The organism is Streptomyces canarius (genome assembly GCF_014650735.1).
GTDB classification, from domain to species: domain Bacteria; phylum Actinomycetota; class Actinomycetes; order Streptomycetales; family Streptomycetaceae; genus Streptomyces; species Streptomyces olivaceoviridis.
On the sequence record NZ_BMVN01000041.1, the window covers coordinates 36,814 to 52,212 of the forward strand.

The 15,399-nt window shown below is 70.2% G+C and carries 6 protein-coding genes and 3 pseudogenes; 8 read left to right on the forward strand and 1 reads right to left on the reverse strand.

Annotated elements, in window-relative coordinates; genetic code table 11:
* The first annotated feature begins 64 nt into the window (after positions 1-64).
* From IE294_RS36575 to IE294_RS36585, 3 genes and pseudogenes are all read left to right on the forward strand, one after another.
* Complete coding sequence (locus tag IE294_RS36575) at positions 65-2,854, forward strand: hypothetical protein (protein ID WP_189893401.1); 2,790 nt, start codon at positions 65-67, stop codon at positions 2,852-2,854.
* Between the two features lie 38 nt (positions 2,855-2,892).
* Positions 2,893-3,313: pseudogene (locus tag IE294_RS36580) on the forward strand (DUF6584 family protein).
* Positions 3,314-3,404: 91 nt separating this feature from the next.
* Positions 3,405-3,500: pseudogene (locus IE294_RS36585) on the forward strand (GNAT family N-acetyltransferase); the annotation flags it as partial.
* 10 nt (positions 3,501-3,510) lie between these two features.
* Here IE294_RS36585 and IE294_RS36590 read toward each other — a convergent pair.
* Entirely contained in the window at positions 3,511-4,911 is a 1,401-nt protein-coding gene (locus IE294_RS36590) for a phenylacetate--CoA ligase family protein (RefSeq protein WP_189893403.1), read from the reverse strand.
* 668 nt (positions 4,912-5,579) lie between these two features.
* On the opposite strand from IE294_RS36590, the pseudogene IE294_RS36595 reads away from it, so the two are divergent.
* The 5 genes and pseudogenes from IE294_RS36595 to IE294_RS36615 all read left to right on the forward strand — a co-directional run.
* Positions 5,580-5,933 (forward strand): annotated as a pseudogene (locus IE294_RS36595) (molybdopterin-dependent oxidoreductase); the annotation flags it as partial.
* 1,293 nt (positions 5,934-7,226) lie between these two features.
* Positions 7,227-8,810, forward strand: coding sequence for an arabinofuranosidase catalytic domain-containing protein (locus tag IE294_RS36600; RefSeq protein ID WP_189893404.1), 1,584 nt, complete (start codon positions 7,227-7,229; stop codon positions 8,808-8,810).
* Between the two features lie 409 nt (positions 8,811-9,219).
* Complete coding sequence (locus tag IE294_RS36605) at positions 9,220-11,628, forward strand: ricin-type beta-trefoil lectin domain protein (RefSeq protein WP_189893406.1); 2,409 nt, start codon at positions 9,220-9,222, stop codon at positions 11,626-11,628.
* A 68-nt stretch (positions 11,629-11,696) separates the two neighbouring features.
* Complete coding sequence (locus IE294_RS36610; RefSeq protein WP_189893408.1) at positions 11,697-13,679, forward strand: alpha-L-fucosidase; 1,983 nt, start codon at positions 11,697-11,699, stop codon at positions 13,677-13,679.
* A 52-nt stretch (positions 13,680-13,731) separates the two neighbouring features.
* The gene (locus tag IE294_RS36615) at positions 13,732-15,060 is read left to right on the forward strand and encodes a ricin-type beta-trefoil lectin domain protein (protein ID WP_189893410.1); all 1,329 of its coding nucleotides are present in this window, start codon (positions 13,732-13,734) and stop codon (positions 15,058-15,060) included.
* The last annotated feature ends 339 nt before the right edge of the window (positions 15,061-15,399 follow it).

Consider the following 15,399-nt stretch of genomic DNA (forward strand, 5'->3'; position numbering starts at 1 on the left):
CTGACCGTACTGATGGCGGCGCGGCCCGTGCGGGCCTCGCCGCCATGCCGAGGAGCTGACACCCTTGTCCGCACGAGAGACCGCGCTCCAGCGATTCCGGAACCCGGACCCGTGGCACGCGCCTGCCGCCTACTGGTTCTGGCATCGGCTGCCGGACACGGACACCATCCGCGCCCAGGTGCGGCAGATGTACGACGCCGGGATCCGGAGCTTCCAGGTGCAGGCGCGCCTGTCCTACCCGATCGAGGGTTACCTGGACGACGACTATCTCGCCGCGTGCCGCGTCGCCATCGAGACAGCCGCCGGGCTCGGAATGATCGTCGGCATCTATGACGACTACAACTGGCAGACCGGTCACGCCGCAGGCCGAGCCGTGGCCGGGCACGACGAGCTGCGCGAACGGCATCTCTTCTGGGTGCGGATTCCTACCGGCGAGAGCGGGGGCACACTCAGCGGGATACGGTCGGCGACGGAGAACCTCGGCCCGACCGCGATGAACTGGCACTACGAGGGCGGCGTCGTCGCCTGGGCCGACTGGCGGGTGGAGTACGCGCTCGTCACCCGAAGGGCGCAGGGCACCGTCATCGAGCGACCCGATCTCGTCGACCGAGTGGACGGCGGGGCCGACGGATGCCGGGTCCGCCTTGTCGAGCCCGTCCCCGCCGACGCGGAGACGATCGTGTTCGTCTCCGCCCGTTGCGCGACCTCCCGGCTCGTGAACCCCGTCGACCCGGTCGCGGTAGATCGTTTCGTCGAGGCCGGCTACCAGCCCTTCGCCGAAGCGGTCGGTGACTTCTTCGGCGGCACGGTCGCCTACATGTTCTTCGACCAGCCCCACGCCGTGTACTACGACTGGGCGGAGCGCACAGGAGACCTGCGCTCGGCGATGCCCTTCCACGAGAGCCTGGCTGTCTCGATCCGGGAACGCTGGGGCGAGCGGACTCCCCAGGTGCTCGCCTCCGTGCTCGACGGGGACGACCCGGAGCGGCTGAGCCTGCGCGCCCAGTTCTACGAGCACTTCAGCGGCTACGCGATGGAGACGTTCCTCGGTCGGCTGCGGACCTGGAGCCACGCCCACGGCCTGCGCCAGTCCGGCCATGAAGTCCTCGGGCACGTCGGTGGCTGGACGCTCGACACCGCGTTCGCCAACTGGGATCTGCGGGTCAACTTCGGGCTCGACCACTTCGGCGTGGACGGCTACCGCGACCTCACCGCGGTGGACGCGCAGGACGCCCTGGTACAGCTCAGTCCCGTGTTCGGCGACTCGGTCGCCCGCCACCACGGCCGCAGCGGGACGATGGTCGAGCAGTACTTCCTCACCCCGCCCGAGGGCGGGACCCCTTGGTCCGGCCACTGGGGGCTCAGCCTTCAGGAGCTGCGCACAACGGCGATCAACCACCATCTCCAGGGCATGCGGCAGATGATCTTCCACGGCTTCTATCAGACCCACGGCCACGGCGACGATCACGAGTCGCTGCGGAACCCGCGCTTCGACTTCCCCCCGGGCATCAATTTCGAGCCGTGGTTCGCCGATCACCACCTGCGCTTCGCGCTGGAGAGCGCGCGGCTGAGCGAGTTCCTCGAACCGGTGTCACCGCAGAGCGATGTGGCGGTCCTCTACCCGTTGCGCACGATCTGGACGGCGGGCCAGCTCGGCGAGCAGGCGTCGGCACTGGGACAGTGGGCGCGCGCGCTCACCGAGTCCCGGGTGGGCTTCCACCTCGTGGACGAGCGCGATCTTGAGGCTGCCGTCGTAGAGGACGACCTGCTGTGCCTCGGGGACCGCCGGTACCGGGCGCTCGTACTTCCCGCCGTGACGACGCTGCGCTCGGCCGCATCACTGCGCCGGCTTCGCCGCCTGGCCGAGGCGGGGGTACGGGTGCTCGCGAGCGGCGCGACACCCGCCGTCTACCAGGAGGGTCCGCAGACCGCCGCCGAGGACTGGGCCGTGTTCGCCCAGGCCGTGGAGGTGTTCGACGCGGTCCCCGAGGAGGCAGTCCTGCGCGGGCTCGTCGCGCCGCGCGGGCAGACAGTACCGACGCTGCACGTGCCGGCGGGCTCGGCGGTGCGCTGGCGCGGTGGCCCGGACGGGGCCGACGGCTTCCGCTTCGCGTGCTTCGCCGAGACCGAGGGGACAGCGGAGCTCCTGCTGCCGGACGGGCCCTGGCAACTCGAAGAGTGGGTGGCCGCCGACGGCACCGTGCGCGCCCTCGACGCGGCCGAGGGCGCGGTCGTGCTGGGAGTGGAGCGCAACGAGCTGCGCCTGCTGCATGTACGGCGGGGCGCAGAGCCCGCCGACGGGCGCGCGGGTGCCACGGAAGGTTTCGAGGCCGCGACCGGTCACAACACGCCGGAATGGTCGGAACCCGAGGAGCTCGAATCCGGCTGGGTACTCGAAATCCCCGAGGACGCGTACGAGGAGGCGGGTACGGTCCGGCACATCGCGGTGACGTGCGGCTGGGAGCAGCAAGGCCTTTCGACGTTCGCGGGCACCGCTGACTACGTACGGCAGATCCGGCTCGACGCACCAGTCCTTCTGGAACTGACGCTCCCGGCCGTCGCCGGAGCTGTGCTCGTGTTCGTGAACGGCCTGCGCGTGGGAGAACGCGCCTGGCCGCCGTACCGCATCACGATCCCTGCCGACGCCCTGAAGCCCGGAGGCAACGAGCTCCGCGTTCAGGTCGCGCCGCCGGCGGCCAACCGCTACTACGCGGGGACCGGGCTTCGCGCCGAGCCCGAACCATGTGGGTTGCTCGCGCCCCCGCTGCTGCGCCACGCGGTCGCCCCGGACGCCGGTGCCGCCCCGGGCGGTCTCGACTCCGGCCTCCCCCCGTCTTCGGTCACGGAAGGCTGACCCGTCTTGCGCGGTGGGTGTGGAGGACAAGACGAAGACTGCCGGCGGCGGAGGTGCTCAGGGGGACCCTTGCCCGAGTCGATGGAGACCTGGCCGCCGGCCGGGTTCCGGTCGCGCGCCGGCGTTTGCGCAGGGGTCGTCTCATCCTTCCCGCACGACCTGACGCTCCGTCGGCGTCTGGCCGAGGTGAACCGGCTCTACGGCGATGCCGCCGCCGCTGCCACCGTCTTCGCGGAGAAGCAACTGGTCGCAGTGCGGGCCGCCTGTGCCGAGGAGCTCGGGCACCTCGTCGACTGCGACGACCCCGCCACCTACCGGGACAGCCTGGAGAAGAGGGACGAGGAGGCGCCCTCCGCATCGTGGCCGGTCGGCGGTGTGCTCGCGGGCGTCGGCTGCCTGGTGGGGGCCCTTGCGTTCCTCGCGATCCGGGTGAACGGAGTCGTAGCCCTCTTCGACTGATCCAAGTCACCAGGGGGCCGGCGGCGAGCGTCGCTCAAGCTTCGGTGGGACCGTCCGGAGCTGCCGTGAGCGGGACACCTGGCATCCAGTGCAGTCCGAGGGTTTCACCGTGGAGGGTGTCCAGCCCGAGGAGTTCCACCTCGACGGCGTCTACGTCGGCGACGTCCTCATGGGCCGCCGCGTGTGAGGCGTGGTGTTCAGCCGGTCCGGGTGTAGCGGTGCTTCACACCGACCGGGAAGTACTCGGGATCGCCGTGCGGGCGCAGCCGCACCAGGGGCGGCTGGAGTTCGGCGGGGACGTAGTTCGCGTACTCGCTGTTCTGCTCGCGCAGCGCGGCGAGGAGCGAGTCCGAGGTCTTCTCCGTCCGGACTTCCGAGGTGGAGTGACCCGGAGCGACCTCCGCGGTGACGCGCAGCCGGGGCCGTTCGCCGTCCTGGATCTCCATGACGAACTTTCCGGTGAGGTACGCGTAGCAGTCGTCCCGTTCCAGGCCCGCGGCGATGGTCTCGGGGAAGATGTTGGCGCCGTACATGGACAGGGCGAACAGCGGGCGACCGAAGAGCCAGACGTACGGGGCCGCCGGCCGCGGTACGGCCGAGGGCGCCGGGACGGCTGCCTGCGCGCACCGCTCGATCAGCGCCTCCTCGCTCGCCGTCCCTCCCGTGTCGCCCAGCGTGTAGCGCACCAGGGGCACCACGCCGTCCGTGGTGAGGAAGAGTTCGCCGTCCACGGCGTCGAAGTGACGCAGGGCCGGGTCGTACTCCATCAGGGACGGCAGCCGCTCGGAGCCGAACACGACCGGGGCCGCCCCCGCCGTGGCGGCGACGGCGCGGCGCAGCCGGATGCTCGACGGGGTCTCATAGGCGAGTACGCCGGCGTCCGCGGTGCCGTAGAGCCCGGCGGTGGCCGTCTCGGGGCTGACGATGCCCGCGCGCTCGCACACCGTGTCGCGCCAGGTCTCGCTGAACACCTCGCCGGCGAACACGAGGTGCATGCCGTAGCGCTCCCACGGCACGCCGTCGGCCCGTCCGGCGTCGACCACGTCCTTCAGGAACGGCGGATAGCCCAGCAGGACGGTCTGCTCGGCGAGCGGAGCCAGCGACCGGACGACCCGCAGCACGGCCGTGACGTCGTTGCCGGGTGCCGCGATGGTCAGGATCAGCCCGGTCCGCGCCAGGTGCTGGAGACACTGAAGCGTGTAAAGACCGCCGACCCAGGATCCGAGGGGGAAGCAGACGACGGCGAGGGTGTGGCGGCTGTCCGCGCCGAAGGTTCCGGCGAGGACGCGGCGGAAGGGCGTGGCCGCGTGTTCCTCGTCGTCGAGACGACGCGGCCAGACCGTGGGCGTGCCGGACGAGCCGGAGGACATCGACACCATCTGTATCGTGCGCGGGTCGGCGTCGCGGCACCGCTCGGCGAGCGGGAAGGCGTTGACGTAGCCGGGCTTGTCCATGGCGGGCAGACCGGGCAGGTCCGAGGGGGCCAACGCCGAGACGTCGATGTCCCGCTCCGCCAGGAAACGCCGGTAGGCGGGAACGGTTCGCGCCGCCTCCACGGCGAACCGTCCCCAGCGTCCGATGTCCGCGCTGTCGCTCATGCTCTCGTCGTCCTCGTCGTTCCGGCGGTGGCTGTTCCGGTGGTCGCGGTGCCCTGCTCACCGGCTGGGTGCCCACTCTAGCCGCGCCGTTTCGACGGGGGGCGATGAGATGTCGTTGAGGGACAACTGACGGGCGGCCGGGGCGATTTCGCTGCTCGGACAGGGTGCGGATCCGGGGCGGTGGTCGGGTTCTCCAGGGGCCTTCGGGCCGTGGGTGGTCAGGGGTTCGCCGGTCAGTCGGCGGGACGGGGCAGTGCGGCGAGGTGATGGACGGCTGCGTTCATCGGCGCCGTCCGGGCTGAAGACCACTGGGGTCGGTGGCCCGGAGGCGCCCGGTGGTTTCTCCACTCGCGCGCCGGTGATCAGCGTGAACGGCGGGCGGCTGGGCCCGGTTGTGATCGCCGGAGTGACCGGCGTATCCGCCGCCCCATCGCCTGGCTGTAGTCCTTCAGCGTGCACTCGTCCAGCAAGGCTGGGGCCAGGTACCGGCCCCGGTCACTCGGCCACGACTTCCTCGCCCACCGGCTCGACGACCCAGACACCCGACTGGTCGCGCCACGGACGATCTACACCAGCGACGAGGCTCCGGGACCACAGCACCACTGCTCCGACTCAGCTGATCAAGGAAGGCAGGGTCCGAAGGGACCGGGCTAGCAAACCAGCTCAGGGTCGTGCGCATCACCTGGGACGAGGCGCTGGAGCTTGCCGCGGCGGCTCATGTGCACACCTTGCAGGAGTACGGGCCGGACCGAATCGCCGGTTTCTCCCCGATCCCGGCGATGTCGATGGCCTCGCACGCGGCGGGCGCCCGGTTCATGGCGTTGATCGGCGCGCCGATGGTGTCGTTCTACGACTGGTACGCGGATCTGCCGATCGCCTCCCCGCAGGTGTTCGGCGACCAGACGGACGTACCGGAGCCCGGCGACTGGTGGGACGCGGCCTACCTGATGCTGTGGGGGTCGAACGTGCCGGTGACCCGCACCCCGGACGCGCACTGGATGACCGCGGCCCGCTACCGGGGTGTCGAGGGCGACGGATCTTCTGTCCCGGGCGACAGGACCCCTGGCCTGGACGGCGATGACGGCCTGGACGGTGGTGACGGCCGGGGCACTGGTGACCGCCGGGGCGGTGGTGACCGTCCGGGCCTCGGCGCCGCCCCGCCGGAGACCGGCCCGACCACGGTGAACTATCCGCCGGGCGAACCGCACTTGGTCCCCGACCTGTACCACCGCAGGCTGCGCCCCCCGCTCAGGCCGCACCTGGCCGGCCTGAGCGGGGGCGCAGCACCTGGTCCAGATCGACAGGGAGCTGTGAGGGCCCCAGGGCGTGAAAGACCATGGGCCACACCCGTATCGCCTCTCCCACTCCCACCTCACCGACTGCTTCAGCCAGAGCCGCGTCCTCGTAGCGCGGATGCCGGTACCCCGACAGCCACCGCACATCAGCCACCCGCACCGGTGGCGGCCCCCAGCAGCCAACACCCCCGCCCCACGGCGTGCGGCGGGCCTCGGCGGGCCGACCCGGCTGGCGCAACGGCCTGGGCCGCGATGGGGTACGCCGCTGCCATGCGCGCCCTCGCCCGTCGAGGTCGTCGGGGTGGGCTTCCTGACCGACCGGGCAACGTCGGCCGGTCCCACCGCGTCCTCGTCGGCGGCTGCCCCGTCGGCGCAAAGGCCTGAAGGGGGTCGTCGGTCCGGGTCAGGGCAACCATCGCGACGCCGCTGTCCCCGAATCGGCCGAGGCCCGGTCCCGGGTGGGGAGGGCCCGCTCGATCCGCACCCACTGCCGTCTCGAAATTTCGGACGGACTTCGTAAATCCATCAGGGGAGCGGATGCCGAAGCGGCCACCGGCTGTGTCTACGCCGTGTGCGAAACCGGCGCCGCTCCACCGCTGAGGGGCTCCCCATCCGCGCACCCCCGCCAGGTGATTCGGTCGGCTTGGTCTACGGCGTCGTGCGGTCACAGGCACTGCGAACGTTTCGAGGCGACTGCCGAATTTTGTGGGAGGTATTGACGCCGTTCGCTGGTTCCCTATTATCCACGTTGCCCGATACTCCGACATGTGTTCGGTATGACGAACAGGTGGGAGTTGCTCCACTCGCCCAGCAGTGCACCTCCGGGGTCGCTCACCGCAACGGCCGAGCCGTAAGGAGCCCGTCGCACATGTGTATGTCATGGCCGCATCAACACCCGCCGAGCACCGCCCGGGCCTGCCTGCCGCGTGCCTGCCCGCCGCGGCCAACCGGGCGCCTCCGCACCGACCCCGGACAGCCACGGCGCCGCCGTGCGGCGGCACCGTCACAGAGGAGGTCTCCATGATCGGACCAGCCGTCGATCGCCGGCGAAGGCGAGGGAAAGCCGCGCTCCTCGTCGTCCTGGCGATGGTCATGGCCGCGTTCGGCACAACGGCGTTCGCCGCGTCCTTACGGACCGGTACGGCCACCACCGCCCGCTCGGCCGCCCACTCGGCGCGGACCGGTACGGCCACCACCGCCCGCTCGGCGACCCACTCGGCGAAGGCCACCGCGGCCGACGCGTCGCTGCCGTGTGACATCTACGCCGCGGGCGGTACGCCGTGCGTGACGGCGCACTCGACCACCCGGGCGCTCTTCGCGTCGTACACCGGGCCGCTGTACCAGATCCAGAGGTCCTCCGATCACAGCTACCGCGACATCGGAGTGCTGAGCGCGGGCGGCTACGCCGACGCGGCGTCCCAGGTCTCCTTCTGCTCGGGCACGTCGTGCACGATCACGAAGATCTACGACCAGACCACCAAGCACAACGACCTGCCGATCTCCTGGGGCGGCTACTGGAAGGGGCCCGGTCCCAACGGAGCCGACGTCGGGGCCGACGCCATGGCCCTGCCGGTGACCGCGGGCGGTCACCAGGTCTTCGGTGTCAAGGTCAAGCCCGGTGTCGGCTACCGGATCGACCACGCGAACGGCGTGGCCACCGGTTCGCAGCCCGAGGGCATCTACATGGTGACGTCGTCGGACTACACGAACCAGTGGTGCTGCTTCGACTACGGCAGCGGCGAGAACTCCCACACCGACACGGGCAACGCCACCATGAACGCCATCTACTGGGGCAACGCCTGCTGGTTCGGCGGGTGCACCGGCAGCGGTCCCTGGGTCGAGGCCGACCTGGAGAACGGGATGTACCACACCAACACCGGCTCCAACAAGGATCCCAACAACACCGGTGTGCACTACCCGTTCGTCAGCGCGTGGCTGAAGAACAACGGCACGAGCAATTTCACCCTCAAATACGGCAACGGCGCCGGCGGCGGCCTGACCACCACGTTCTCCGGCCCACTGCCGAACGGCTACTCGCCGATGAAGCTCGACAGTTCGGTGCTGCTCGGCACCGGCGGCGACAACAGCGTCTCGGGCTCGGGCGAGTTCTTCGAGGGCGCGATGACGGCGGGCTACCCCTCCGACGCCACCGAGAACGCCGTGCAGGCCGCCATCACCGCGGCCGGCTACGGGACGGGCGGTGGCACCAAGACGGGCGCGCTGCGCGCCGTGGGTGCGGGCAGGTGTCTGGAGGTGCCGGGTTCGTCCACGACGGCGGGTACGCAGACCCAGATCCGGGACTGCACCAGCGCGGCGAACCAGACCTGGTCCCAGACCGGCGCACGGGAGCTCACCGTGTACTCCGGCAGCAGCCGCCTGTGCCTGGACGCCTCCGGTCAGGGCACCAGTCCCGGCACCAAGGTCATCACCTGGTCCTGCAACGGCCAGTCCAACCAGCAGTGGAACGTCAACGCGGACGGCACCGTCACCAGTGCCCAGTCGGGCCTGTGCCTGGACGTGACCGGCGCCGCCACCGCCAACGGCACGCCCGTTCAACTGTGGTCCTGCAACGGCCAGTCCAACCAGAAATGGTCGCTGAACTGACCCCCTGAAGGATCCGCAGCAGCCGGCCGGGGCGGCACGCGACCACCGCCCCGGCGCGTCGCCGCACCGCCTACGCGCGGGACCCGTCCCGCCCCTCACACACGCCGCAGCGACGGACCGCACAGGAGGACCGGATGAGGACGAGAAGGCGTCGGCACGCAGACCGTCGGCCGGCGTGGGCGAGGGGGCACACACCTCCGCGATGCACGGCGACCGGCGTGGGCGAGGGCGCACACCCACGCGATGTGCGGCGACCGGGCGTGCTGCGTCTCCCCGGACCCGGTCGGAGTGCTGATCCGGAACGGGGGCGGCCCGCAGCCGACCGGTAAAGGGTGACCGCACAGCCATCGGGCCCCGTGACCGGGATCCCCCCGCACGGGACACCTCCCACCTGTGAAAGGAATCCACCGTGTCAGCATTCAGCCGGTTGTTCCGGCGCCTGCGCGTCTTGACGGCCGTGCTCGCGGGCCTCCTCCTGACCGCCGGCGGCATCGTCGCCACGACCGCCGCCCCGGCCCAGGCCGCCACCTCCATCACGATCAACGGCACGTCCGGCGGCCGGACCTTCGACGGCGTCGGTGCCATCAGCGGCGGGGGCGGCAACAGCAGACTCCTGATCGACTATCCCGAGCCCCAGCGCGGCCAGATCCTGGACTACCTGTTCAAGCCCGGCTACGGCGCCTCCCTGCACATCCTCAAGGCGGAGATCGGCGGGGACACCAACTCCACCTCAGGGGCCGAACCGAGTCACCAGCACACCCGGTCCGACCTCAACTGCGACCGGGGCTACGAATGGTGGCTGATGGAGCAGGCCAAAGCCCGTAATCCCGGCATCAAGCTGTACGGCCTCGCCTGGGGCGCGCCCGGCTGGATCGGCGGCGGCAACTTCTGGTCCACCGACATGGTCGACTACCTGCTCTCGTGGCTGGGCTGCGCCAAGCAGCACGGGCTGAACATCGACTACCTCGGCGGGTGGAACGAGCGGGGCTACAGCATCTCCTGGTACGAACAACTGCGCGGCGCGCTCGACAGCAACGGCTACGGCAACGTCAAGATCGTCGCGGCCGACTCCGACTGGGCCGTGGCGAACGACATCAACTCCAACCCGGCGTTCGCCTCCGCGGTGAGCGCCATCGGCACGCACTACCCCTGCGGCTACCGGTCGTCCCAGTCCAACTGCTCGGTACCGTCGGCCGCCACGTCGTCCGGCAAGACGCTGTGGGCGAGCGAGAACGGCTCGGACGACTACAACGGGGGAGCGCAGGCCGTGGCCCGCGGCATCAACCGCGGATACATCGACGGCCGGATGACCGCGTACTTCAACTGGCCGGTCGTCGCCTCGATCACGCCCAACCTGCCGTACCCCACCATGGGGCTCGCCCTGGCCCCGCAGCCCTGGTCCGGCCACTACGCGATCGGCAAGAACGCCTGGGTAGTGGCGCAGACCAGCCAGTTCACCGCCCCGGGCTGGCACTACCTCGACGCCTCCAGCGGCTACATCGGCGGCAACCGGAACAACGGCAGCTACGTCTCGCTGAAGTCCACCAACGGCTCCGACTACTCCACCATCATCGAGACGATGGACGCCGGAAGCGCCCAGACGCTGAACCTCGACGTCACCGGGGGACTGTCCACGAAGACCGTCCACGTCTGGTCGACCGACGTCACCTCCGGCAACCCGGCCGACTACCTCGTGCACACCGCGGACATCACCCCGTCCGGCGGCGGCTTCGGCCTCACCGTCCAACCGGGCCGCGTGTACACCCTGACCACCACGACCGGCCAGGGCAAGGGCACCGCCACCGGCCCCGCCCAGGGCACGCTGAAGCTGCCGTACAGCGACTCCTTCGACGGCTACGCCACCGGCACCGAGGCCAGGTACCTCATGGACTGGCAGGGCGCCTTCGAGGAGGTGGGCTGCGGCGGCGGACGCGGTGGCAGGTGTGTGCGCCAGATGAGCCCGCAGAAGCCGATCACCTGGGACGCGCTGTCCGATCCGCACGCCCTGCTCGGTGACATGAGCTGGAGCAACTACACCGTCTCCTCGGACGTGATGCTCGAACAGTCCGGATACGCGGAGTTGATCGGCCGTGCGGGCGCACAGGACTACAGCAGTACCGGAGGACTGAACGCCTACCACCTGCGGGTGAGCGACACCGGTGCCTGGTCGGTCCTGAGCTCGAACACCAACGGCACCGTCTCCACCCTGGCCCGTGGCACGACCACGGCGCTGGGCACCAACCGGTGGCACTCCCTGTCCCTCACCTTCTCCGGCACCGCCATCACCGCCGTCATCGACGGTGCCACGGTCGGTTCCGTGAACGACCGGACCTGGGCCGGCGGACAGATCGGCTACGCGACCAGCCAGGGTGAGACGGCGCAGTTCGACAACCTGTCCATCACCCCCGGCAGCGGCGGGAACGACGGCGGCACGACAGGCGCGATCGTCGGAGCCGCGTCCGGCCGGTGCGTGGACGTGCCGAACCAGTCGCAGACGGCCGGCACCCAGGTGGAACTGTGGGACTGCAACGGAGGCACCAACCAGCAGTGGACGAACACCTCGGCCGGTGAGCTGCGCGTCTACGGAAACGTCTGCCTGGACGCCGAGGGCCAGGGCACCAGCCCCGGAACCAAGGTGGACATCTGGGACTGCAACGGCGGCGGCAACCAGAAGTGGACGCTCCACTCCGACGGCACGATCACCGGCGACCAGTCCGGCCTGTGCCTGGACGCGACCGGCGGGGGAACGGCCAACGGCACCCTCCTCCAACTGTGGACCTGCAACGGCAACAGGAACCAGCAGTGGACGCGCGACTGATCCGGTGACCGGCCGACGACCACCGGCTCCCGCACCATCCCAGTCGACCACCCCCGAGAGGCCCCCACATGTCTTCCTCCTCCCTGCCGGTCAGCCGCCGTCGACTGCTGGCGGCGGCCGGCGCGGCCACGGCCTTCGGCCTGCTGCGGTTCGCTCCCGAGGCCGCCGCGACCGACGGTCCCGGCAGCTACACCGCGAGCTGGCCGTCCGTGGACCAGCACCCCCCGGCCCCGGCCTGGTTCCAGGACGCCAAGTTCGGCATCTACTACCACTGGGGCGTCTTCAGCGTTCCCGCGTTCGGGAACGAGTGGTACCCGCGCAACATGTACATCGGCGGCTCGAACGAGAACAGGCACCACATCGCCACCTACGGCGACCCCTCGGTATGGCCGTACCACAACTTCATCGACGGTGCCCGCGACAAGGCCGGCACCTACGTGCAGTTCGCGCCCGAACTGGCCTCCAGGGGAGGCGACTTCGATCCGGACGCCTGGGCCCGGCTGTTCAGGTCCGCGGGCGCCAGGTTCGCCGGCCCGGTCGCCGAACACCACGACGGCTTCTCCATGTGGAACAGCCGTGCCAACCCGTGGAACTCGGTCCAGCACGGCCCCCGACTGGACCTCGTGGGACTGCACGCGCAAGCCATCCGCGGGCAGGGGCTGAAGTTCATGGCCTCGCTGCACCACGCCTACCACTTCAACGGCTACTACGACCACGTGCCGTCCCAGTCGGACGCGACGCTGCGCGTGCTCTACGGCCAGCAGGGCTCGGCAGCGGAGAACAAACTCTGGTTCGACAAGCTGGTCGAGGTCATCGACGGCTACCAGCCCGACCTGATCTGGCAGGACTTCGACCTGGGCCCGGTGCAGGAGTCCTACCGCCTCCAGTTCCTCGCGCACTACTACAACCAGGCCGTCTCCTGGAACAAGGACGTCGTCGCGACCTACAAGGACGGCCTCAACGCCAAGGGCGAGGTCTACGACTTCGAGCGCGGCGGCCCGGCCGGGCTGCTCACCCCCTACTGGCTGACCGACGACAGCATCTCCTCCTCCAGCTGGTGCTACACGACGGGCATCGGCTACTACTCGACGCAGGCACTGCTCCACTCGCTGATCGACCGGGTCAGCAAGGGCGGCAACATGCTGCTGAACATCGCACCGACGGCCGCCGGCGTCATCCCCTCCGGGCAGCAGTCCATCCTGCTCGGCATGGGCGACTGGCTCGGCCGCTTCGGGGAGGCGGTCTACTCCACCCGCTCCTGGACCAGCTACGGCGAGGGCCCCACCAAGATGGGCGGGGGCTCGTTCAGCGGACCGGTGGCCGGCACCGCCAAGGACGTCCGGTTCACCCGCAGCCAGGACGAGAAGATCCTCTACGCCACCGCGCTCGGCTGGCAGGGCGGCACCATGACCATCACGACCCTGAACTCCAACCAGTTCAACCTCAGCACCCTGACGAGCGCCCAACTGCTGGACAACACCGCCGGCCGTTACACCGACCTGCCCGCACCGGTCCAGGACGCCTCCGGCCTGCACCTCACCATGCCCTCGGCCAACCCGCCGTTCAGCGCCCTGGCCTACACGGTCAAGCTCACCTTCTCCGGCCGGATCCCCCCACTGGGCGGGCCGGGCGGCTCGACGACCTGGGTGAGGATTGCCAACGTGACCAGCGGGCTGGTGCTCGACAGCGGGGGCAATGTGGCCTCCGGATCCAATCTCAAGCAGTGGAACTACGACGGAAGCGTCAACCTGCACTGGCAGCTGATCGACCTCGGCAACGGCTACCACCGCATCATGAACCGCGCCAACGGCATGGCCGCCGACAGCTGGGGCGACTCCGCCAACGGCGCTCCCGCCCGCCAGGCGGCGTGGAACGGCGGCGACAACCAGCAGTGGTCGCTCAACAGCCTCGGCGGCAACCGCTACCAGATCGTCAACCGCGGAACCGGCACCGCACTCGACGGCAGTGGCAGCACCACGGTCGGCTCCACCACGGTGATGTGGACGCCGAACTCCAGCACCAACAACGCATGGACCATCACCGGCACCTGAAACGCCGGCCACCGCGCCCCCCGCACCTCCTCACCCACGGAAGAAGGAGTGTATGAAGCGCAAACCACTCTTGACGTCGATCGCGGCTGCGATGCTCCTCGTCCTGTCGGCCGCGGGCACCTCGTTCGGCAGCGCCCGCGCAGTGACCGCGCCGGCCACCACCGGCACCGTCAGGGCGACCGCCGGCTGCGGCAAGGCCCCGGCGCTGACGAGCGGCACCCACACGATCCAGAGCGGCGGCCAGACCCGCAGTTACCTCCTGCGGGTCCCCGCCGGCTACGACAACAACCACCCCTACCGGCTGATCTTCGGTTTCCACTGGCGGGGCGGCACGGCCAACGACGTCGACTCAGGCGGAACGGACGGGTACAACTGGTCCTACTACGGCCTGCGGCGCCTGGCCGACGCGAACAACAGCACCATCTTCGTCGCCCCCCAGGGCAACGGCAACGGCTGGGCCAACCCGGGCGGCCAGGACGTGGCCTTCGTCGACGCCATGGTCAGCCAGCTCGAAGCAGGCCTGTGCGTGGACACCACGCAGTTGTTCGCCGCCGGCTTCAGCTACGGCGGTGCGATGTCGTACGCCCTCGCCTGCTCCCGGGCCACGGTCTTCCGCGCGGTCGCGGTCTACTCCGGCGCGAACCTCAGCGGATGCGACGGCGGTACCCAGCCCATCGCCTACATGGGCCTGCACGGCATCAGGGACAACGTGCTGCCCATCGCGTCGGGACGGGAACTGCGCGACACCTTCGTCCGGAACAACGGCTGCACCCCGCAGAACCCGCCCGAGCCCGCCTACGGCAGCCTGACGCACACCATCACCGCCTACTCCGGCTGCCGGTCGGGATACCCCGTCGTCTGGGCCGCGTTCGACGGAGCGGGCCACGACCCCGGCCCCATAGACGGTTCCACCGGTGATGGCTGGCGCACCTGGACATCGGCGGCGGTGTGGCAGTTCTTCACACAGTTCGACTCGAATCCGCCGCCGTCCACCGGCAACCAGGAGATCGTCGGCCAGCAGTCAGGGCGCTGCCTCGACATCAACAACTCCACCACGGCCAACGGCACGCAGGCACAACTGTGGGACTGCAACGGTGGCTCCAACCAGAGGTGGACGTACACCTCCGGGAAGCAACTGGTCGTCTACGGCAACAAGTGCCTGGGCGCCGGCCAGACAGCGGCCAACGGCACCCCGGCGGCGATCTGGGACTGCAACGGACAGACAGACCAGCAATGGACCATCAATCCCGACGGCACGATCACAGCGCTGCGCTCGGGGCTCTGCCTGGATGCCGACGGCCAGGGGACCGCCAACGCAACGAAGATCCAGCTGTGGACCTGCACGGGCGGTACGAACCAGCGCTGGCGCTTACAGAACTGACACACCGGGGCCAGACACGACACCGTCGCGACCTGGCCCCGGACCAAACATCGCGACGTTGCGCCCCCGAGGGCCTGATCCCGCGCTCGTGGACACCTGCGAGCGCGGGATGAAGCGCGGCGGCACGCGTGACCGGCGACCCGGCGGAGTTCGCCGGCCGGGCGTGGTCCGGTCTTGGCGCACCAGCGACGCACATCTGGCCGACGATCAGCCGGCCGTCCCGGACCACCTGCGCTCCCGTGCCAGCCCAGCCCCTCACCCGCCCCGCCGCCACCCGGACGGCCCGGCCACGCCCGCGCTCAGCGTCGCCGGCCCGGTCGGCGACAGAGCGGTCGGGGC